This window comes from Neolewinella litorea (assembly GCF_004803465.1).
GTDB lineage: Bacteria > Bacteroidota > Bacteroidia > Chitinophagales > Saprospiraceae > Neolewinella > Neolewinella litorea.
In genome coordinates this window covers 146,737-167,366 of sequence record NZ_SRSF01000003.1, presented here as the reverse complement: position 1 = coordinate 167,366, position 20,630 = coordinate 146,737, and the positions used below count along the sequence as shown (strand labels likewise).

At 62.5% G+C, this 20,630-nt stretch carries 15 protein-coding genes; 8 read left to right on the top strand and 7 right to left on the bottom strand.

Translation table 11 applies throughout. The features are described from left to right. The first annotated feature begins 510 nt into the window (after positions 1-510). Complete coding sequence (locus E4021_RS09120) at positions 511-1,857, top strand: serine hydrolase domain-containing protein (protein WP_168797539.1); 1,347 nt, start codon at positions 511-513, stop codon at positions 1,855-1,857. Next, a complete protein-coding gene (locus E4021_RS09115) occupies positions 1,850-2,950 on the top strand; it encodes a VWA domain-containing protein (RefSeq protein WP_136458622.1) in 1,101 nt (366 codons plus the stop codon). Before E4021_RS09120 ends, E4021_RS09115 begins: the two co-directional genes overlap by 8 nt. A gap of 112 nt (positions 2,951-3,062) precedes the next feature. Here the strand turns inward: E4021_RS09115 and E4021_RS09110 are convergent, their stop codons facing one another. Together E4021_RS09110 and E4021_RS09105 are read right to left on the bottom strand one after the other, a co-directional pair. Next, positions 3,063-3,551: a hypothetical protein gene (locus E4021_RS09110; protein ID WP_136458620.1), complete on the bottom strand. Its 489-nt coding sequence runs from the start codon at positions 3,549-3,551 to the stop codon at positions 3,063-3,065. Between the two features lie 49 nt (positions 3,552-3,600). After that, the gene (locus tag E4021_RS09105; RefSeq protein ID WP_136458618.1) at positions 3,601-5,814 is read right to left on the bottom strand and encodes a M28 family peptidase; all 2,214 of its coding nucleotides are present in this window, start codon (positions 5,812-5,814) and stop codon (positions 3,601-3,603) included. Positions 5,815-6,022: 208 nt separating this feature from the next. Here E4021_RS09105 and E4021_RS09100 point away from each other — a divergent pair, with 208 nt between their 5' ends. Next, positions 6,023-7,273: a dipeptidase gene (locus tag E4021_RS09100; RefSeq protein WP_136458616.1), complete on the top strand. Its 1,251-nt coding sequence runs from the start codon at positions 6,023-6,025 to the stop codon at positions 7,271-7,273. On the opposite strand, the gene E4021_RS09095 is transcribed toward E4021_RS09100, so the two are convergent. Beyond that, on the bottom strand, positions 7,256-7,669 hold the full coding sequence (locus E4021_RS09095) for a ribonuclease P protein component (protein WP_136458614.1): 414 nt from the start codon (positions 7,667-7,669) through the stop codon (positions 7,256-7,258). The two genes, E4021_RS09100 and E4021_RS09095, sit on opposite strands and share 18 nt — an antisense overlap. 78 nt (positions 7,670-7,747) lie before the next feature. On the opposite strand from E4021_RS09095, the gene E4021_RS09090 reads away from it, so the two are divergent. Further along, positions 7,748-8,266, top strand: a complete 519-nt coding sequence (locus E4021_RS09090; protein ID WP_136458612.1) for a Dps family protein — start codon at positions 7,748-7,750, stop codon at positions 8,264-8,266. Between the two features lie 87 nt (positions 8,267-8,353). On the opposite strand, the gene gyrB is transcribed toward E4021_RS09090, so the two are convergent. From gyrB to E4021_RS09075, 3 genes are all read right to left on the bottom strand, one after another. Then, positions 8,354-10,318: a DNA topoisomerase (ATP-hydrolyzing) subunit B gene (gene gyrB, locus E4021_RS09085; RefSeq protein WP_136458610.1), complete on the bottom strand. Its 1,965-nt coding sequence runs from the start codon at positions 10,316-10,318 to the stop codon at positions 8,354-8,356. Positions 10,319-10,505: 187 nt separating this feature from the next. After that, complete coding sequence (locus tag E4021_RS09080; RefSeq protein WP_136458608.1) at positions 10,506-11,204, bottom strand: glycosyltransferase; 699 nt, start codon at positions 11,202-11,204, stop codon at positions 10,506-10,508. Positions 11,205-11,259: 55 nt separating this feature from the next. Next, the gene (locus tag E4021_RS09075; protein ID WP_246050259.1) at positions 11,260-12,492 is read right to left on the bottom strand and encodes a class I SAM-dependent rRNA methyltransferase; all 1,233 of its coding nucleotides are present in this window, start codon (positions 12,490-12,492) and stop codon (positions 11,260-11,262) included. Between the two features lie 23 nt (positions 12,493-12,515). Between E4021_RS09075 and E4021_RS09070 the strand changes: the two genes are divergently transcribed. From E4021_RS09070 to E4021_RS09055, 4 genes are all read left to right on the top strand, one after another. After that, positions 12,516-14,753 (top strand): patatin-like phospholipase family protein, encoded by a 2,238-nt coding sequence (locus E4021_RS09070; protein ID WP_136458606.1) that lies wholly within the window; start codon positions 12,516-12,518, stop codon positions 14,751-14,753. 79 nt (positions 14,754-14,832) lie between these two features. After that, on the top strand, positions 14,833-16,080 hold the full coding sequence (locus E4021_RS09065) for a PP2C family protein-serine/threonine phosphatase (protein WP_136458604.1): 1,248 nt from the start codon (positions 14,833-14,835) through the stop codon (positions 16,078-16,080). Positions 16,081-16,100: 20 nt separating this feature from the next. Next, on the top strand, positions 16,101-17,045 hold the full coding sequence (locus E4021_RS09060; RefSeq protein ID WP_136458602.1) for an NINE protein: 945 nt from the start codon (positions 16,101-16,103) through the stop codon (positions 17,043-17,045). Between the two features lie 25 nt (positions 17,046-17,070). Continuing rightward, positions 17,071-17,730, top strand: a complete 660-nt coding sequence (locus E4021_RS09055; RefSeq protein ID WP_136458600.1) for a CBS domain-containing protein — start codon at positions 17,071-17,073, stop codon at positions 17,728-17,730. Positions 17,731-17,738: 8 nt separating this feature from the next. Here E4021_RS09055 and E4021_RS09050 read toward each other — a convergent pair whose 3' ends face one another. After that, a complete protein-coding gene (locus E4021_RS09050) occupies positions 17,739-20,567 on the bottom strand; it encodes a TolB family protein (protein WP_168797538.1) in 2,829 nt (942 codons plus the stop codon). Positions 20,568-20,630 lie beyond the last annotated feature (63 nt).

Genomic DNA, 20,630 nt, shown 5'->3' with positions numbered 1-20,630 from the left:
GCGTAACTGGGTTATCATAAGAAAAGGATCTGGGAGGATACAACCACGAAGTGAAGCACCAGACTGTAAAAACGTAATGAATTTTCATGTTTGGACGGCCAGGAATCGGACTAGGTTGACCACCGGGCGTAGGGCTCCGAAGAGTGGGTGGGAGAACCCACCCGACCGCCGCCGCGCCGACTCCCCCCACTCGCCCAAACCACCGCCCACGCCGGTGGCCCTTTCGCCGTTACCGCTGAGGCAGGCAAATCGAGGGTTAACCGACAGCCCGCTCTTTTACCGTCCGGTACCGGGGCACGGCACGGCGCGCTGCCTATGTAGTTTATGATTGAGCCGGCGGGATTGGGTGCATCAGAAAGTAGAAATGGTGTGCTAGGAGTTCACCGCCGTAGTGTGGTAAAAGTAAGTCATTTTTCTAAAACAACAAAATGTTTTAGTTTTGACCCTGTCGCAGATTTGCCTCAGCTCGACAATCCTCCTTTGCGGACCGACCCGCACTATCTTCGTCCCGTGCATACCTCCCCCCTCAAACGCTGGCTCGTCGGCCTCACCCTGTTTATCGTCCTGCTCTTCAGCGCTTACCTGTGGGTCAAGCCACTGCTCAGCATCGGCGGGGGCTACGCCGCCAAACACGCCTGCAGCTGCCACTTTCTGCAGGGGCGGGCCCTGGAGGAAATCAGCGAACACGATCTGAATTTCAGCGTACTGGGCCGCTACTCCCTGGAACGATTCGGCGATACGGTGCGCGCCTCACTTCCCGGACTCATGGAACGGCGTGCGGTCCATCTGCCCGGTCGGGGCTGTGTGCTCATCAATGATCCCAAACTCTCGCTGCCCCCGGCCGACGGCAAACCTGCAACTGCCCGTGAGCCGCAAGCGTTTCGCTTGGCCCCGAACGATACTGGGCAGGTGACTACATTCACGCCAGACCTGTCCGCCGCACTAGATTTCGGCATGCAAGCCGTTCCCGGCGGCGGGGCGCGGGGACTGGTCATCCTCAAGGACGGCCAGCTCGCGGGCGAACGATACGCCCCCGGCTGCGATCACAACAGCCGTCTTCTGGGCTGGTCCATGACCAAGACCCTGACCGGCCTGGCGGTGGGCGCCTACCTCTACCGCAATTCGGCAACCCATACTGCACCCGCGGACGCGGCAAAACAGAACACGGGACTTTTCCCCACCTACTGGACCGACGCCCGATCGGACATCGCGCTGGCCGACCTGCTGCGGATGAACTCCGGACTCGCCTGGAACGAAGGCTACGGCAGCATCACCGACGCTACCGTCATGCTGCACGAGCGGCCAGATTTTGCCGATTTCGCACTGCGGAGCCAACTGACCGCAACGCCGGGAAGGGAATGGAACTACTCCAGCGGCACCACCAATATCCTCATGGAATACCTGCGGGGAGAAATCGGCGACAACGCTGGCCTCTACGCCTTTGTCGACTCCCTCTTCCGCCCCGTGGCCCCCAGTCTGCTCATCGAACCCGACCAGAGCGGCCGCCCCGTCGGCAGCAGCTACGGCTGGGCCACCACCCGCGACTGGGCCCGACTAGGACAACTGATGCTGCAGGAGGGTATTTGGCAAGGCGATACCCTGGTACCGGCCGAATGGATCGAATTCATGCGCGAACCCGCCGCGGGAAGCGAGGGCATCTACGGGGCCCAGCTCTGGCTTCCCGGACCGGACACCCCCTCCATTCCGGCCGACGCCTTTATGATGCGGGGCTTCCAGGACCAACGGGTGTTCATCCTGCCCAGCCACGGACTGGTAATCGCCCGGCTCGGCCATTCCGACGACAAGGTGACCGATTTCGACGGCCTCATCCAACGTATCCTCGTCGCCTATGAGTGATTACGACGAATACCTACGCAAATGGCGTCTCATTCTGGGTCAGGACGCCCAGGGTGCCGAGGGCGGTCCGGAACTCCCCGCCCGCGCCGCCGGCATGGATGCGGTGCTCGAAGCCCTATACAACAGCGACGAACGCAAGGGCGGCCTCGGCCCCTCCAGTCCGAACGTGAACCGCTGGCTCGGCGACATCCGCGAATACTTTCCCACCGATACCGTACAACTGCTCCAACGCGATGCCCTGGAACGCCTGGGGCTACAGGAAATGCTCCTCGAACCCGAGTTGCTGGAAACCATCCAGCCGGACGTCCACCTGGTCGGCACGCTGCTGACCCTGAAGAACGTCCTGCCCGAGCGCAGTCGTGAAACCGCCCGCCTGGTCGTGCGCCGCGTGGTGGAAGATATCGAGAAGCAACTCCGGCAACCCCTCCTCCAGGCCCTGAGCGGCCGCAAGCGCCAGAACGCCCGTAACCGGCGACCCCGCCACAGCGACATCGACTGGCACCAGACCATCCGCGTCAACCTCAAGCACTACCAACCCGAGCACCGCACCGTACTGCCCGTCAACCTGCGCGGACAACACCGCAGCCGCACCAGCCTGAAGCACGTCATCCTGCTCATCGACCAGAGCGGCTCCATGGCCAATTCCGTAGTATATGCGGGGGTGCTCTCCTGTATTCTTGCCAGTCTGCCCAGCGTGAAGACCCACGTCGTCGCCTTCGATACCAGCGTGGTAGACCTTACGGCCCGCCTCCCCGACCCCATCGAACTGCTCTTCGCCCTCCAACTCGGCGGCGGTACCGACATCGGCCGGGCACTACGCTACGCCGAACAACTCAACGTTGCCCCCCGCGACACGGTCATGATCCTGCTCAGTGACCTCTTCGAAGGCGGCTCGGTCCCCAATATGCTGCAATCCGTCCGCCGCCTCCTCCATTCCGGACTCACCTTCCTGCCCCTCCTCGCCCTTAACGACCAGGGCGCCCCGGCCTACGACCAGCAAGTTGCCGCCCTCCTTACCGAGCTAGGACTAAAACCCTTCGCCGCCACCCCCAAGGCATTCCCCGAAGTACTAGCCAAAGCCCTCTACGGCTGACCGCAAGCGCTAATCCCAGCCCAGCACACCACTATTGGCTCAAGCAAAACATCAGCGATGTACCGGTAAGGAGCGCAAGCCGCAGAGGAGCAGAGACGCAACAACCCAATGACTAAAAATTCAGATCCACCACCCGAAGCCGCTTATACTTCCCCGGCCGGAATTTCCGCCTACCCAGCACCTTCACCAGTAGAAATCCCGTACCCACCGAAACCGCCGTCACGAGGGCATCGTCCACGCTGTAGTTCGTTTCGTCGATCTTGTCGGTGGCGTAGCCCAGGGCCGCGAAGAACGACCAGCCGGCGCCGAAGGTCATTAGCCCGAGCCCCAGCCGGCTGGCGATGGTGTGCCCGCGGAAGACGGCGTCGATCTCGTCGAGCAGGATGTACCGGTCGTTGATGACCAGCGCCTGGATGTCGGGGCGCATTTCCCGGATGTAGCCTTCCTGCCAAAAATCATCGCCCTTCATGCGGAAGCGCAGTGCCTCCCCCTCATACACCCGGTCGCTTTTCGAGTTCGTCAGTTGTTCGAACAGCAACACGCGTTGGGCGGGTACGCAGGTGCAGTATAACAGGGCAAATAGCAGTAGGGTCAGGCGCATACCGGAGGGTGAGTTGCGGAAGAGACAGTAGCCGCACGAAGATAGTTGGCTACCGCGTAGCCGTAACTCCTATGATCCGTTCCATCTGTTGAGCGTAGGCGTCGAGCACTTCTCCCAATTTGTCAATCTGTTCCTGGGCCTCCGTGAACTGCCGTTGCTCGATGGCCTCGCGTACGCCGGGCAGGGTCTTGACCCCGTAACCGGTGTAATAGCCTGGCGCGTAGACGTGGTGGATAAACCAGGGGCGGCGCGGCAGGCCTTCCTTACGGGTGAGCTGCCGCTCCAGGTCCATGAACAACTGATTGAGGCGTTCGCGTTCCGCCTCCGGCAATTGGGTGGCGGCCTCGGCACTGTAATCGTCGGCCAGGGAACTGATGCGGCTCAGGCCGTTCTGCAGGGGGGCGAAGTTGAGGTAGGGCACTTCTTCCTGCGGTTGCGGGGCGACGAAGGGTTGCGTAGGATCGGCGGCCAGCTGATAGGCCTCTTCGCGAATGAGGCGGTTCTTGCGGGCGGTCTCTTCCCGGGTTTTTTCGGCGAGTTGCATCACTTCCTTTCCGTATTCCTGCAGGGTCTTCGACAGGCGGGTAAATTCAAAGGGAAGCACGTCGGCGTTGGCCAGGCGCAGGGTCGTGCGGCCCGCCACCCGCGCCAGGGCGGCCCCGTAGCTGAAGTCGGGGTCTTTGAATCGCTTGTAGTGATCGTAGCTGTCGTACATGGTATGGTACTCGCCGCCGCTGCTCTCGCCGCCGAAGCCCATATTGAACGCCGCGATACCGAGATGCTGGAAGAAGGGGGAATAGTCGGATCCCGACCCTAGTGCCGAAAGGGGGAAATATTCCAGGTCCTCGCCGTCGTTCACGGCCGCCTCGGCTTTCCGACGCGCGAAAACGCTGACGCCCGTCTGGGGGTCCTTGACGTCCTCGGCGATCTGGCCGAAGAACTTTTCCAGGGTATGGGATCCACCCGCACTCAGAAAACCGCGTCCGGTAGCGTCGGTATTGATGTAGGCGACGGCTTTCTCGGTCAGCTCGTCGGCGTGGGTCTCCACCCACTCGGTGGAACCCAGCAGTCCGGGCTCCTCGGCACCCCAGGCGGCGTACTTGATGGTGCGCTTCGGCCGCCAGCCCTGTTTTACCAGTTCACCCACCACGCGGGCTTCCTCCATCACGGCGACCATGCCGCTTACCGGGTCGTTGGCACCGTGCACCCAGGCGTCGTGGTGGTTGCCGCGCAGGATCCACTCGTCGGGGTACTCACTTCCCTCCAGGGTGGCGATCACGTCGTAGGCCGGGGCCAGGTCCCAGTTGAATTCCAGTTGCAGGTGTACCTCGGCCGGGCCGGGACCAATATGGTAGGTGATGGGCAACGCGCCGCGCCAAGAGGCTGGCGCTACCGGGCCACCGAGTGCCTTCAGGAGGGGGAGCGCGTCGTGGTACGAAATGGGGAGCACGGGGATCTCGGTCAGGCCCTCCGCTTCCTCCAGCGGCAGCCGTTCGGCGCCTTCCGTGGCCCCGTAGCCGGGGGTGAGCGGATCGCCCGGGGCGCGGGGCAGGTCGACTACGGCACCGCGCTGTACGCCGTATTCGTTCTTGTAGGCTCCGTCGGGGTAGGTCTCTCCCTGGTAGTAGCCGTCGTCCTCGGGGTCGGAGTAAAGGATACAGCCGATGGCCCCCTTCTCGGCTGCCACTTTCGGTTTGATGCCCCGCCAGGATCCCTGGTACTTGGCGATTACGATCTTGCCGGTTACGTCGATGCCGCGCTTTTCGAGTTCCTCGTAGTCGGCCGGCACGCCGTAGTTGACGAATACCAGTTCTGCCGTCACGTCGCCGTCGATCGAGAAGGCGTTGTAGGGCGGCAGGGCTTCCTCAGTCTGCTGGGTGGCCGCGTCCCCTTCCACCGGCGGCTCCTGCAGCATGGCGGTATACTGATTGGGGCCTATCAGCTCCAGTTTTCGCACTTTCGGTGTGGGGAAGAGTACGTCGAAGCGTTCCACCTTGACGTCGTACCCCCACGACCGGAACTTGTCGGCCATGAAGTCGACAACCTTCTTGTCGTAGGGCGAACCCACGTGGTGGGGGCGGGCGGTCATATACTTCATCCATTCATCCAGGTTCGCGGCCTTGACGCGGGAGTCGTAGTCCGCTTCCAGACTACGCTGGGCCTCACTGCCCTCTGCGCTAAAGCCCATCAGGGGGTCGGCCTGCTGGGCCAAAAGTGAACAGGTCAGGAACAACAAGCAGCTCAGAAGATAGAGTTGGCGCATGGGGGTCATTTGTCGATTAGTGGCTTGGAAATGTAGGTAATCTTTCTTACTAGTGGTCTCCCGTTCAGTTGTCGGACCACTAAGTGGTCCGACCGGTAAGTCCTCCGACCACTAGCCCACGGACCAAATTCACGCGAAACTTACCTATGTTTGCCCACCCCGGCGCACCCGAGTCGATCGATCCGACCCACGCCACAAATTCGCCCTTATGCTTCGCCTCCTTTCGCTCTGCCTCTCCGCAACGCTGCTCTACTCCTGTGGCCCCACGTCCGATGACGCGCCCGCAGGAATGACCGACGTCGAACTGCGCGCCCACGCCGACAGCCTCGCCCACGCCTACATCATCGTCGACGGGCACGTGGACCTCCCCTACCGGCTCAAGGTCAGGAACTTTCGGCTCGAGCGGGAAATGCTCGGCATCCCCATCGAAACCGACGAGGGCGATTTCGACTACGTCCGCGCCGTGGAGGGTGGCCTCGATGCTCCCTTCATGTCCATCTACATCCCCAGCGGACTGCAGGAAGAACCCGGCGCCTCCCCGGCGCTGGCCGACAGCCTGATCGACATGGTGAACGGCATCATTGACGCCCACCCCGACAAATTTGCCCGGGCCCTGAGTCCGGATGACGTGGAGCGCAATTTCCGCAACGGACTGATCAGCCTGCCGCTCGGCATGGAAAACGGCTCCCCCATTGAGGACGACCTCGATCGCGTGCAGGCGTATTACGACAAGGGTATCCGGTACATCACCCTCACCCACGCCAAGGACAACCTGATCTCCGACAGCAGCTACGATACCACGGGCACCAACGGAGGCCTGAGCCCCTTCGGCGAAGAGGTAGTGCGGGAAATGAACCGCGTAGGCATCATGGTCGATGTGAGCCACATCAGCGACTCCGCCTTCTGGGACATCATGGAGATCACCGACGTGCCCGTGATCGCCAGCCATTCTTCGGTACGGCACTTCACGCCCGACTTCGAGCGCAACATGAACGACGAGATGATCAAGCGCCTGGGCGAAAACGGCGGGGTCATCCAGATCAACTTCGGTTCCACCTTCCTCGACGGGGCGCTGCGCAGCCGGCAGGACAGCCTCCGGCAAGTGTATAGTGGCCTGTTGGCCGAGCGTAATCTGGAAAACGGTTCGGAAGCGGCCGAGGCACTGGCCGACAGCTTCCAACTCGAGAATCCCACCCTCTACTCCGACGTGGAAATGGTGGCCGACCACATCGACCGCGTCGTGGAACTCGCCGGCATTGACCACGTAGGACTGGGCTCCGACTACGACGGCGTGGGCGACAGCCTGCCCACCGGCCTCAAAGACGTGGCCGATTACCCGAACCTGGTCTACACCCTGCTCAAGCGCGGCTACACCGACGAAGACATTCAGAAAATCCTCTCCGGAAACGTACTGCGCGTTTGGCGTGCCGTAGAAGCCGCTTCATCCGCGCGCGGCTAGCTTGCCGGCTACCTGGGACAGCAACTTTTTCACCTTCCGCTCGATGGTCGCGTAGGGTTGGGCCTCCTTGCCGGTGTACATCAGCAGCAGAACCAACTGGCCCGGCGGCTCCGCCCCGTGCTCTTCCGGAACCTGCGTCCCCGCCAGCTCCTGCTTATGCAGCCGATAGGCCTCGCGCATACGCCGCTTGAGAAGATTGCGGTCGACGGCCCGCTTGAAGCGTCGCTTTGGCACCACGAAGGTCACCCGAACCGGCTGATCACCCCGGGGCACCTCCGCCTCGCGGTAAAGCAGGCGTACGGGATAGGAAGCCACCGACTGCGTGCCCGGCGAAAAAAGACGGCCGATTTCCCGCCGCGACTTGAGGCGTTCGGAAGGAGGAAAGCGCTGGGACATGCTGGGGGCTTGGTGGGAAAATAACGAACCTGGTCAGGGGGCTTCCCGTTGTGATAGAGTAACACAAATAAACAATCCATGACCAAGTCACCCGGTAACAACATTAAGAAAAAAGAACTGAACACCCCCACCGACCTCGACCCGAAGAACGTCGAAAAGGTGGCCAAGGCCCTCAATCCACTGGTCGCTGACCTGATTGCCCTGTGGGTAAAGACCAAGAACTACCACTGGCATATGTCGGGCCGCAACTTCCGCGATTACCACCGCATGCTCGACGACCAGAGTGAAGAACTGATCACCACCGTAGATCCCCTGGCGGAACGCGTGCGGAAACTCGGCGCCAACACCATCACCAGTATCGGCCAGATCGCCAAGCTGCAGAAGGTACAGGACAACGACAACGCCCAGGTTCACCCCCGCGATATGCTGCTCGACCTGATGGAAGAGAACAAGAAGATGGCTCACAACCTGCGCGAGGCCCACGGTATCTGCGAAGAAGCCGATGACATCGGCGGTGCCAGCCTACTCGAGGACTACATCAACGCCACCGAACGGCGGACGTGGTTCCTCTTCGAGGCGACCCGCGAGTTGGAATAAGCGCTCGTCGCACTAAAATCGAATGAAAAAGCCCCGACACGGAACACCGTGTCGGGGCTTTTCTTTTGCCGCAGCGGGTAGGCGGAACTACACGTCCACCTTGGCGTACTTGGCGTTGGCCTCGATGAAGGCGCGGCGCGGGGGTACTTCGTCGCCCATCAGCATACTGAATACGCGGTCGGCTTCGGAGCTTTCCTCGATGGTGACGCGCTGCAGCATCCGGGTGTCGGGGTCCATGGTCGTCTCCCAGAGCTGGGTAGCGTTCATCTCACCGAGACCCTTGTAGCGCTGCACCTTTACGGCGCCGTCGTTCTCGTGTTTGCTGTAGTTGGCGATGGCCTCGCGGCGCTCCTCCTCCGTCCAGCAGTAGCGGAACTGTTTGCCGCGGCGCACCTGGTAGAGGGGCGGCTGGGCGATGTAGACGTAGCCCTGGTCGACCAGCGCGTGCATGTAGCGGAAGAAGAAGGTCAGGATGAGGGTCACGATGTGGCTGCCGTCGACGTCGGCGTCACACATGATGATGATCTTGTGGTAGCGCAACTTCTCCAGGTTCAGTACCCGTTCGCCGTGTTGGCCCTCCACGATGCTCACGCCCAGGGCGGTGAACATGTTCTTGATCTCCTCATTCTCGTAGATCTTGTGCTCCATGGCCTTCTCCACGTTGAGGATCTTACCACGCAGGGGCAGGATGGCCTGGAAGGCGCGGTTGCGGCCCATCTTGGCGGTACCCCCGGCCGAATCGCCCTCGACGAGGTAGATCTCGGAGCCTTCGGGGTCCTTGTTGGAGCAGTCGGCCAGCTTGCCGGGCAGTCCGGTGCCGGTGAGGACGTTCTTGCGCTGCACCATTTCGCGCGCCTTGCGGGCGGCGTGGCGGGCGGTGGCGGCTATGATCACCTTGTCGATGATCCGCTTGGCCTGGTCGGGGTTCTCCTCCAGCCAGTGGCCTACGCTCTCGCCGACCGCGCGGCTCACGATGCCGGTCACCTCGCTGTTGCCGAGCTCACCCTTGGTCTGCCCCTTGAACTGGGGCTCGGGTACCTTGACGGAGACCACGGCGGTGAGGCCCTCACGGAAGTCTTCACCGCTGACCTTGAACTTCAGTTTCTTGAACAGTCCGTTCTCCTCCCCGTACTTGGTGAACAGGCGGTTGACGGCGCGGCGGAAACCGTTGACGTGCGTACCGCCCTCGCGGGTCTTGATGTTGTTTACGAAGGAGTAGATGTTCTCCTGGTAGGTGGTGTTGTACTGCATGGCCACCTCGACCTCTACGTTGTCCTCCTTGGATTTCACGTAAATGGCTTCCTCGATGAGGTCTTGCTTGCCTTCGTCGAGGTACTTGACCATCTCGGCCAGGCCGCCTTCGCTGTAGAACTCCTTGCGGACGTGCTTGCCGTCCTCGCCGATCTGCCGCTCGTCGGTGATGCTGAGCTGCAGGCCGCTGTTGAGGAAGGCGAGTTCCTGCATGCGGTTGGCCAGCGTCTCGTACTTGTAGACGAGCGATTCGAAGATGGTGGCGTCGGGGGTAAAGTTGATGGTGGTGCCGGATTTCTCGGCCTCGCCCACCACGTGTACCTCATTCTGCGGCTTGCCTTCGCTGTAGTCCTGCTGGTAGATCTTGCCGTCGCGGTGGACGGTGGCGCGGAGGTGGCTCGACAGGGCGTTCACACAGGATACGCCTACCCCGTGCAGACCGCCGGACACCTTGTAGGTATCCTTGTCGAATTTACCGCCGGCGTGGAGGACGGTCATGACCACCTCCAGGGCGCTCTTGCCAAGTTTGGCGTGGTTGCCCACGGGGATGCCCCGACCGTCGTCCTTGACGGTGATCGAGTTGTCCGGGTGAATGATCATATCGATCCGGCTGCAGTAGCCGGCGAGGTGTTCGTCGATGGAGTTATCGACCACCTCCCATACCAGGTGGTGAAGGCCGCGCGTGTCGGTGCCGCCGATGTACATACCGGGGCGCTTGCGGACGGCTTCGAGCCCTTCGAGGGCGGTGATGTTATCCGCACCGTAGTTCCCTTTTGAGGCCAGCTCATTATTTACTGTCATAGCTACAAAAGTACAAAAATTGTGCCAGCTTTCCTAAGCATTTGCCCCCCGAAAAAGGTCTTATCGGGCGCGGTCGCGGGTGCCTGACAAAGGCGCAAAAGCCGCCTGCGCGGGTACCACTGCCCGGTGCTGTTACCTGCCCACGGAGTGCTCGCGTAATGGGTCCAAATGACCCGTTCCGGGGTACCTACCAGGGGCGCAGTCGCCTGCGGTATTCCTCAACCATCGCCCGCTGCGGGGCCCCCTTTTTGTACATACGGAATACCGTCAGATTAGCCAGCTGCACGCGCAGCCAGCTGTTGGCGCGGTACTTGCGGGCCGAGACCGTCACGGCGCGGGGTATTACCCGAAAGGGAAAGCGCTCCCAGGCCCGCTGGATGATGTCGTAGTCTTCCATGATCTGCATCTCGCCGTTGAAGCCACCCAGCTCGTCCCAGGCTTCGCGGGTCAGGTACAGCGACTGGTCGCCGCCGCGGCAGGCCAGTCCGTTGAAGCGGGTACAGAAGGCGTTGATCGCCAGCAGGGGGTGCGCGGAATCGAAACGAAAGCGGTAGCAGCCCACGGGGTGTCCGGCCGCCACGCTGCGGCGAATGTCGGCGTAGAAGCCCGCCGGCGGTCTTGTGTCGGCGTGGACGAAGTACATCACGTCGTAGTCCGCCGTATCCAGTGCGGCCGCCTCGTTCATCTGCTGGGCCCGCCCGCGTTGCCTACACGACAGGTATTGGACCCGCGCCTGCCGCCCCAGATACTCTTCCGTTCCGTCGGTACTGCCGCCGTCGGCCACGGTGATGGTGCCACGGCCGGCGAGTTCGTCCAGCAGGTACGGCAGGAGCCGTTGGAGGTTTTTACGCTCGTTGACTACGGGAATGATCAGGTGAAGGCGCATGGGGCTAGGAATCATCGGGTCCGCAATCATGTACGGCGGCCGCCTGGGTTCGGGTTCAGTCTAGTCGGTAATAGGCCGCCTTGAGGTAGGCCCCTTCCGGAAAACCGATGGGGTGGTCCACGTCGTGAAAGCTGCGCTCCAGCGAGTGGTAGCCGCGGCCGCTGCGCTTGAGCACCTTCTCCACCGTGCCGAAAAAGTCGTCGTTGCTCACGCGAGAGGAGCAGGAAGCGGCCATGAGAATCCCGCCGGGCTTGACGAGCGGTACGGCCAGGGTATTGATGCGGCGGTAGGCATCCAGGGCGCCGCGCACTTCCTTTTCGCGCTTGGCAAAGCTGGGCGGATCGACCACCACTACCCCGAATTCTTCCCGCCGCCGGGCCAGTTGCTCCAGTTCCTGGAAGGCGTCGCCAACCAGGATTTCGTGGCGGGGGTCGGGGCCGAAGTTGAGGGCCACGTTACGGCGAGCCACCTCGAGGGCGGGCGCGCTGATGTCGAGGCTCACGACCCGGTAGGCACCACCGGCCAGGGCGTGAACGCTGAAGCCGCCGGCGTAGCTGAATACGTCGAGCACGTCCTGCCCTTCCGACAACTCCCCCACCCGCTTGCGGTTGTGGCGGTGGTCAAGGAAGAAGCCCGTTTTGTGCCCGTCGGCCACGTGGGCCAGGAATTCGAGGTTGTGCTCCCGAAATATTATCTCCGGGTCCGGGAGTGTACCGGCCAGCACGGCTCCGTCGGTGAGCTCTCCCAGCGAATCCACTACCCGCGCCAGGCGCAGAACCACGGTCTCGGCCTTGGCGGCGCGCTGGAGCAGGGGCAGCAGTTCGTCCAGGTAAGGGAACCAGATCGGGCTGTACAGCTTCACGACGGCCACGCTGGCGTAAACGTCAACCACCAGGGCCGGCAATCCGTCGTTTTCACCGTGGATGAGGCGGTAGCCGTTGGTGTTCTTCTTGAGCAGGGGCAGGCGAAGTTTGCGCGCTGCCTGGATGCGGTCGGCGAAGAAGGCGGTGTCGATCTTCACCGGTCCACCCTGGTGGAGCACCCGGATGCGGATGGGCGAGGCGGGATCGAGCAGCCCCACGCCGAGAAAGCGGTCCTTTTTGCGGTCGAAGACAATGGCCAGGTCACCGGGACGGCCTTCCCCCTTGACGGCCTCCACCGCCCCGTCGAAAAGCCAGGGATGGCCGGAGCGTAGGATGCGTTCGCCCTGGGGCGTGAGCCGGGTAGCGAGGCGGGCGGGAGTGGGGGCGGGGTGTGGGATGTCCGGGGGAGGATTTGCGGGCGGCAAATATAACGGTAATTTGCTGCGGCATGCGCACAGCCCTCTACAACATCTACCGTTCCTTTCCGGTGCAACTGCTGTTGCTGCACTTCCGCACGCACTACCTGCTGCTGGCGATGTGGCTTCTGTTGCTGCTGATGATGAGCGGGGCACTGGGGCCGCGGCTGGGGCTGCAGTACCTCTTCCTGGACCCGGAGTACCTGGGGCGGTCGGACTATTTCTCCTTCGTGATCGTCGGCTTGGCCTTCGGCTTTTTCGTGATGACCTGGAACCTGAGCACTTACCTGCTGCTGGGCGGCTACTTCAATTTCCTGGCCAGTTTGTCGCGGCCCTTCTTCAAGTACTGCCTCAACAACGCCCTGTTGCCGCTGGCCTTCTTCATCACCTACTGCGTGGAACTGGTGCGCTTCCACCGCCTGGCTGAAGGGGCGGGGACGCAGGTGCAAGGCATTTCGGGACTGGCGGTCGGACTCACCCTCAGCCTGTTCCTCTACGCGATCTACTTCAACCTGACCAACCGCGACATCCACTACTACACCGGCTACCGCGATCCGCCGCCCAACCAGGGACCGAGCCGGCCCGGCTTCTCGGATTACCGGCCCTACCGCGGCACCCCGCTGGGGCCCCAGCTGGTCAATCAGTACGACAACCCCTTCCAGGTACGGTTCTACCTCAACGCCAACCTGCGGGTGCAGCGCGTACGCTCGGTGGCCCACTACGATACGGCCCTGCTGCGCAACATCTTCCGCCAGAACCACCTCAACGCCCTGATCCTGCAGTTCGCCTCCATCGGTATCCTGGTGGTGCTGGGGGTACTGGTCGACCGGCCCGCCTTCCAGCTGCCGGCGGGGGCCAGTTTTTTCATCCTCTTCAGCCTGTTCGTTTCCATCATCGGGGCCGTCAGCTACTGGTTCGCCGCCTGGCGGTTTCCTCTGCTGATCATGCTGCTTTTCCTGGTCAACTTCCTTACCAGCACCCCCTTCTTCGACCACGGCAACCAGGCCTACGGCCTCAGCTACGACAGCCACGCCACCTATTCTCTGGACACCCTGCGCTCACTCTACGAGCCCACGGCACTGGCCGAGGACAGGGCCAACACGACGGCCATCCTCGACCGCTGGCGCGACAAGCAACCCACCGAGCGGCCGAAACTGGTCATCCTCTGCGCCAGCGGGGGCGGACTTACCGCCTCGCTTTGGGCCACGCATCTGGTGCAGAGCATCGAAGCCTGCAGCGAGGGCCGCCTGCTGCGGTCCACGGCCTTGATCACCGGTGCCAGCGGCGGGATTCTGGGGCTTGCCTATCTCCGCGAGTCCTACCTGGACCGCGCCACCTTCACCGGCGAGCACCTGCAGCGGCTGGAGCACGTAAGCACCGACCTGCTCAACCCCACCGCCTTTTCCATCGTCAGCAACGACATCTTCCTGCCCTTCCGGCGGGTGCGGGTCGGGGACGAATACTACCGCCGCGACCGCGGCTACGCCTTCGAGCAGGCGTATAACCGGGCGACCAGCCAACTGCTCAACCGGCCCCTGGTGGAATACCGCGAACCGGAGCGGACCGCCGAGGTACCCCTGCTATTCGTGACGCCGAGCATTGTGGAGGACGGCCGTCGGATGGTCATCTCCCCCCAGGGCGTCAGTTACATGATGGCCCCGCCGGTGACCGACACGCGCGGGGTCCGGCTGCTGCCCGACATGGTCGATTTCGGCAGGCTGCTGCGGCGGCAGGAGGCCGACAGCCTACGCCTCAGTTCGGCCCTGCGCGCCAGTGCCTCCTACCCCTACGTACTGCCACAGGTAAACCTGCCCACCGAACCCCTGATCCGGCTCATGGACGCGGGTTATCGCGACAACTATGGTATCGCCTCCGCTGCACGCTTCATTCACGTTTTCGAGGACTGGATCGAGCAGAATACGTCGGGCGTAATCCTCATTCAGATCAGCGCCTTCCGCGACCAGCGCATCGCCGACGACGGGCGCGGGGGGGTGATCTCAGGTCTGTTCAGTCCGCTGGGCGTAGCCGGCAACATCCTGGGCCTACAGATCCTGGACCAGGAGGAACTGCTGGCCGGCCTCTTCCGCTCCCTGGGTCCCGACCGCTTCCACCTGTTTCGCTTCAATTACCAGCCCAAGGCCGACGACCCACTGAGCACCTCCGTTTCGCTCCACCTTACCGATTTCGAGAAAAGTCACGTACTACGCGCACTCGACGAACCCTACCACCAGCGACAGATCGACGAGCTCCTGCGCCTGATGCCCCGCTGACCCCTCCCCCGCCGTGCGGACCGTGAAATTGCGCCGGGAGAACACCCGCAGCCCCGCTCCGTAAGCTATATTTACCGCCATGTCACAACCTCTCACCCGCATCAACCGTCTGGAGCGCGAGCTCCACCTGCGCCAGCTACAGGTACGGCGGCTGTTGCAGATGACGCAGGCCATCAACAACAACGTTTCCGCCGACGACCTCTTCCAGATGTACCGGGCCTTCCTCCGGCAGGAACTGGGCGTGAACAAGATGGCGCTGTTCGTACGCCACAGCGACCACGATGAGTCGTGGCGCATGGCTACCTCCCTCGGATTGGAGGACGTCCAGTTGCCCCCCGACATCGATTACGGGCAGGAATTGCAGCAACTGAAACGAACGGTGACCGTCTACGATCCCGACCACCCCCTGTTCAGTCAGTTCGAGCACGTGATCCCCGTGCTGCACAAGGAGCGGCCCATCGCCTTCATTCTCATTGGCAGCTTCAGCGATGAGGAGGACATGTACGAGCGGGTGCAGATCATCACCACCATCAGCAACGTCATCGCGGTAGCCATCGAGAACAAGCGACTGTTCCGGCGGCAGATCGAGCAGGAGCGACTGGAGGCCGATCTTGACCTGGGTGCCAAGGTGCAGGGCATGCTCATCCCGAAAGACCTGCCCGCCAACGACCACTACGAGCTCAGCGCCATCTACCGTCCCAAGCTTGGGGTCGGCGGCGATTACTTTGATTTTCGGGAGTTTGTGGACGGCAAACTGGTTTTCTGCATCGGTGACTTTACCGGCAAGGGAGTCAGCGCCGCCCTGTTGATGGCCAATTTCCAGGCCAACTTCCATACGCTCATACGCAAGCGTACCGACCTGCACGATTTCGTGACCGAGATCAACGAGAGCGTATTCCGCATCACGGATGGCGAGCGTTTCGTGACCTTCTTCGTGGCCGAGTACGACCGGGAGGTGCACCAGCTGCGCTACGTGAACGCCGGCCACCCACCCGCCGTGCTGGTGAGCGAGAACGAATTTCAGCTCCTCTCCAAGGGCACCACGGTGCTCGGCTCCATGGACGAACTGCCCATGCTGGAGGTAGGCGTGGTGGACCTGCCGCCCCAGGCGCTCATTGTTACCTACACCGACGGACTGACCGATTTGCAGAGCGCTGCCGGGGAGCCATTCGAGGAAGAGATCCTTTATCAGTTCGCCCGCCGACAATACTACCGCTCCGCCAAGGTCTTCAACGAGAACCTGCTGGCCAAGCTGGAAGAATTCCGTCAGGACAATGAGTATCCGGACGACCTAACCATACTTACCTGCCGCATTTTTGGCGATTAAGCCAGAACGAAAACCAGCGTTTGTCCGTTTCCAAGAGTGAGATGAAAGAGAAGACGATCGCGGCAATACTGGCTTTTTTCGGGGGCATCGTCGGCCTCCAGCGCTTTTACCTCGGCCAGAAAGGACTCGGTATGGCTCACCTCTTCTTTTTCGTGCTCGCCCTCTCCGCCGGCCCGAGTCCCTTTACCATCATGCTTATCTCGCTGGCGGCTATCTTCGGCATTATCGATGCCATTACGCTGCTGTCCATGGACCAGCGCGAGTTCGACCTTAAATACAACCAACCCCTGGCGCAGACCTCCCCCCAGAGCGGGCACGCCGCGCCACCCTTCAACACGGGCAGTATGACCGATAGAGAACGCCGCTTCCAGGAGCGACAACGGCAACGGGCCGAAATGGAACGGGAAAGGGAGCTGCGCGCGAAGGAGCGTAACCACCAGCGCACCGAACCCACCCCCCAGCGGGCTACGCGGCGCGACCTGGGCCGTGCCGACCGGGAGCGTGGGGTTCATTACTTCAAGGAATACGAGTACCGGCGGGCCATCGAGGCTTTCCAGAAAGCCCTGACCAAGAACCCCCGCGACGTGGCCGCCCACTTCAACATCGCCTGCGCCTACTCCGTGGAAGAGGAAGCGGACCGCGCGTACTACCACCTTGACCGCGCCGTGGCCCTTGGCTTCGACGACTTCGACCGCATCCGCAACCACGACAGCCTGGCCTACCTGCGCATCCAGAAAAGCTTCCCCGGCTTCGAGCGCAACAACTTTCGCCTGGCCACCGCCGAACCCCAACGCGTCAACAATACCGACGACCCCCTGGTGGCCGCCGAAACCTCCGAAGCTCCTACGGCCCCCGTGGTCCACGACGAGCTGCTGGAACAACTACAGCGGTTAGCCCGTCTCCGCGAAAAGGGGCTGCTGACCGAAGTCGAGTTTGACACCCAAAAGCGTCGCCTGCTCGGCTGATCCTTAACCGCTACCCTCCCCCTCCATGACTGCCGACTTCCTCCTTACCGATACCCTCGTACCCTTGCGCCCCTCCGACACCGGCGAGGAAGCCCTGGAGATCATGAACGAATTCTACATCCGTCACCTGCCCGTGGTCGACGGCACCAAACTGGTATCGGTCATCTCCGAGAACGACGTCCTGGACGCCGACCCCGAGGAAGCCGTGGCCACTTACCGCGTGGCCCAGTTGCCGCCCTCGGTCTACCCCGACGACCACCTGTACGACGTCATGCGGCAACTGGTCGACAACAACCTCACGGTGGTTCCCGTCATCAACCGGGACGGCGACTACGTAGGCATGGTCACCGGCGAAGACCTGCTCCGCTTCTTCGCCCAGTCCAGCACCTTCAGCGATCCGGGCTCCATCGTGGTCCTGGAAGTGGGCCGCCACGATTACAGCCTCTCCGAGATCGCCCGTATCGTGGAGAGCGACAACGCCATCGTACTAAGTTCCTTCGTACGCGGCTCGGCGGATACCAACCAGGTCGAAGTAACCCTCAAGCTCAACAGCCAGAATATCGGTGGCACGATCGCCACTTTCGAGCGCTTCAACTACGTGGTCAAGGCGAGTTTCAACGAAAAGCAACTGCAGGACACCCTCCGCGAGCGCTTCGACAGCCTAATTAACTACCTCAACGTCTAGTAAGAACCCTAAAAACTTCCGCTGATCAGCAGCCGGAACTGCAGATCGTCGGTATCGCTTGAGAAAAAATCCCGGTTGAGCCGGTAGGCCGCCTCCACCCCCACGGTGATCAGTTGCGCGTTCAACCAGACGTTGTCAAAGTAGAGCTGCCCACCCACGCTGTTCTCGTTAAAACTGAGTTCGCGGGGCGCGTCGAGCGTGAAACGGCTCAGGTCGTAGAAGCCGATCAGCCTGACCCGCTTGAAGTAGGTGATGCCCAGCAGCCCGATGTCCGGATACAGCAATGGCAAATGATAATTGGCCCCGAACCGCCATACCCGGTCGTTAAGCGGGGCGGCGTAACCGCGCGCGTAGCGGAAGGCATCCGGGTACTGGTAGAGGTTTTCGGCCTGCTCCCTTTGCACGTCCAGGTCGAGTCGAATGCCGTGGGTCCGGAATAGCCCGGGCAGGTAGGCCGAGGTACGTAACAGCAACCGCTCCCCGGGTGCCTCCGCGCCGAGGGCCAGGTCGTAAGTGAGGGACGCCAGCGCCCCCCAGCGCGGCTGCACCTGTCGGAAGGCGGTACGCAACAGGCTGCTGAAGGACAGCCCCGCCGAGAGGTTGCCGAAGTTGCCCGGAAGAATGCCCTCTTCAGCGTCGCGCAAAGCATAGTACTGGAAGCCCAGGGCGGGCACCAGCGTGGTCACGAGGTTGCCGCCCACCCACTGCAGGGGCACGCTCGCGGTCGGACCTATGGTGAATTGGCTGAACTCCTGCGAGCGGAAGGCCAGGCTGTCTATCCCGTCGACCTGCGCGATCGTATTGCGATCGCGGTAGCGGGCGGCCAGGTCGATCACCGGAAAAAGACCGCCGTAAGTGGCCGTGACGCCCCCGGAATAGCGAGCCTCGTTGATGTTGTACTGCCCGTCCAGGGTCAGGTCCGCGGTATTTAGGGCATTGGCAAGTTCCACCGCTACGCCGGGCGTTACGTAGCTGCCGTTGAACGACCAGCTGTGCAGCTTGATGCCTCCGAGCGTATTGCTGAAATTCTGGATCGGGTAGTCGTTAACCACCAGACTGTCGGCCAGCGCCACGGCTTCCTCGGCGAAGGCGGCGGGGCGCTCAAAGATGCTGGGCGCGAGTGGGCCGACGGCGAACCCGGCCGGCGCGCCTTCCTCTCCCACCACCAGTCGCCGCAACCGCTCGCCGTGGGGCGTCGGAGTGGAATAGTAGAGTTCATTGCCCGCCAGGTAAGGATAATAGGCCCCGACGGCTACGTCGGTAAGCTGGGCCAGCCGCCCGGTAGCCGGCTCCAGGCGGTAGATGTTGTCCACCCCGGTACGCCCACCGGAGAACAGCAGGTCACCATCCGCCGCCACCGCGAGCATGTCCACCGGCTGCGGCGAATGGGGGCGCAGGGTAGTCACTTCGTCGGTTTGCGGCTGCCAGGACTGGATCGCCACGCCCGAGAAGTCCTGGGCGAGGAAGTACACCCGCGATCCGTCGGGCGAAAAGCGGGGCCAGGCCAGGTTGTTGGCCGGCACGGAACGGCGTTGCACCACCGCCCCGGTGGCCACGTCGATCAGGTGCAATTCCGGGGCATCCGCCAGGGGGTCAAACCACACCGCCGCGATCTTGCGTTCATCCGGTCCGAAAGTTCCGGAAAGGTAATGCCCCCGCTCGGTAAGTTTCCGCCGGCGGCCGGTTGCCAGTTCGTAGAGTACCAGATCGGAATAACTTTGATTGGTGTAGCGGGGGTCTTGTGCGTACTGCGTCCAGAGCACGAAGCGTGGGGAGCCGGCCAGCCAGGGCTCGCGCTGAATGCCGACCCGGGTGATGACGCGGTCGCGCTGACCCACTTCCACCAGGGCCGGAAGCTCCCGGTAACTGCTGCGCAGGGCGAGCAGCCGGCCCTCGCCGTCCCGAAAGGCAAAGCGGTAGTCGCGGATATCGCGCCGGCTTGCGTCGCCGACCGTTTCTCCCTCAATCAGGGGCCGGCGCACCTGCAGCGAGCTGTCTTGCAGTTGCTCGAGGTCAGCCATGGTGCGGTAGTACAGGCCGCGGGTCGTGAGCCCCGTCCGCCGCCGCAGGGCCCGGCTGAAGGGGTAAATCAGGCCGCGAAAGGCTGCCCCCTCCTGCAGGACGGGCTTCCAGACGTCGTTCCCGAATTGCTCGCGGGCGTAGGTGACCATGGCGTAACCGTAGCGGTAGTGGTCCGGCACCAGACTGCGGAAACTGCCGTTGCGGGCCTTGGCGTAGCGGTAGATCACATTCTGGCGGAGCAGGGCCCGCAGGTCGCCGCTGAAGGCGGGCGTCCGGCCGCGGCCCGCGGCCGTCAGGGCGGTTTCGGCCACTACGGCATCCCCTTCGGTGAACCAATTGGGCGTGGCAATCCCGGAAAGCACGGCCCACCCCAACTGTCCCTGCAGTATGCTAGCCAACCGGGTAAGGCCGCGCCGTTCGTTGCTGGTCTGCTGCACGTGCCGGAATTCGTGGATCGTGAGCAAGTCGACCCAGTCCGTATTGCTGAGACGACTGAAGCCCTGCGGCGGCGTCACGAAGAATTCGGAACGGAAAGGCCCCAAACCCACGTAGCCGTTGATCGTCATGTTCGGGGTCTGGAGTACGAGGTCGAAGTCGTACAGTTGGTCCCCGACGCTGCGGCGGTGATTGACGGCCAGCTGGTCGACCAGGCTCGCCACCCGGCGGGCGCGACTCTCGTAGCCTTCGGGGAAGATCACCCTGACGTGGTCCGCCCGCAGCTGCTGCCAGTTTACTTCCGGCGGATGCAGGCCAATCCCCTGGGCGGTAAGGAGACAGGAAAGGAAAAGCAGCGGGGCGGTAAGGATCGGTTTCATGGCGTAGCCTTCTGGGGCAGCCACAATATTGGACAAATCCCGCTTACGGCCGGCGCCAACCGC

Excerpts from the sequence above, each read along its gene's own strand:
- E4021_RS09110 (WP_136458620.1), bottom strand. The coding sequence starts at position 3,551 with ATGCGCCTGACCCTACTGCTATTTGCCCTGTTATACTGCACCTGCGTA.
- E4021_RS09065 (WP_136458604.1), top strand. The coding sequence starts at position 14,833 with ATGTCACAACCTCTCACCCGCATCAACCGTCTGGAGCGCGAGCTCCAC.
- E4021_RS09080 (WP_136458608.1), bottom strand. The coding sequence starts at position 11,204 with ATGCGCCTTCACCTGATCATTCCCGTAGTCAACGAGCGTAAAAACCTC.
- E4021_RS09105 (WP_136458618.1), bottom strand. The coding sequence starts at position 5,814 with ATGCGCCAACTCTATCTTCTGAGCTGCTTGTTGTTCCTGACCTGTTCA.
- E4021_RS09115 (WP_136458622.1), top strand. The coding sequence starts at position 1,850 with ATGAGTGATTACGACGAATACCTACGCAAATGGCGTCTCATTCTGGGT.
- E4021_RS09050 (WP_168797538.1), bottom strand. The coding sequence starts at position 20,567 with ATGAAACCGATCCTTACCGCCCCGCTGCTTTTCCTTTCCTGTCTCCTT.
- E4021_RS09100 (WP_136458616.1), top strand. The coding sequence starts at position 6,023 with ATGCTTCGCCTCCTTTCGCTCTGCCTCTCCGCAACGCTGCTCTACTCC.
- E4021_RS09095 (WP_136458614.1), bottom strand. The coding sequence starts at position 7,669 with ATGTCCCAGCGCTTTCCTCCTTCCGAACGCCTCAAGTCGCGGCGGGAA.
- E4021_RS09055 (WP_136458600.1), top strand. The coding sequence starts at position 17,071 with ATGACTGCCGACTTCCTCCTTACCGATACCCTCGTACCCTTGCGCCCC.
- E4021_RS09090 (WP_136458612.1), top strand. The coding sequence starts at position 7,748 with ATGACCAAGTCACCCGGTAACAACATTAAGAAAAAAGAACTGAACACC.
- E4021_RS09070 (WP_136458606.1), top strand. The coding sequence starts at position 12,516 with ATGCGCACAGCCCTCTACAACATCTACCGTTCCTTTCCGGTGCAACTG.
- gyrB (WP_136458610.1), bottom strand. The coding sequence starts at position 10,318 with ATGACAGTAAATAATGAGCTGGCCTCAAAAGGGAACTACGGTGCGGAT.